This window comes from Halalkalibacter flavus (genome assembly GCF_036663575.1).
Taxonomy (GTDB): domain Bacteria; phylum Bacillota; class Bacilli; order Bacillales; family Bacillaceae_D; genus Halalkalibacter; species Halalkalibacter flavus.
On the sequence record NZ_JAWRVK010000314.1, the window covers coordinates 1 to 255 of the forward strand.

Consider the following 255-nt stretch of genomic DNA (forward strand, 5'->3'; position numbering starts at 1 on the left):
CCGCCAGTAGGTTGAAAAGGGCGGTCATCAGGGCCAAGAAGGCCAAGGCGGCCATGGCCACGTTGTAGTCCTTTTCCACCAGGGCGTCAAAGATGGCCCGGCCCATGCCGGGGTAGCTGAAGATGGTCTCGGTGATGGTGGCCCCGCCCAGGACGCCGGGAATGGCCAGGCCCACCAAGGTCACGATGGGGATGAGGTCGTTCCTGAGGGCGTGCTTGTAGAGCACCACCCGCTCCGCAAGCCCCTTGGCCCGGG

1 protein-coding gene is annotated in these 255 nt (G+C 65.5%); it reads right to left on the minus strand.

Features of this window, described 5'->3' with window-relative positions:
* Window positions 1-255 (minus strand): ABC transporter permease subunit (locus tag SAY88_RS25320; RefSeq protein ID WP_332635197.1); only part of this gene is annotated, 255 nt, incomplete at both ends.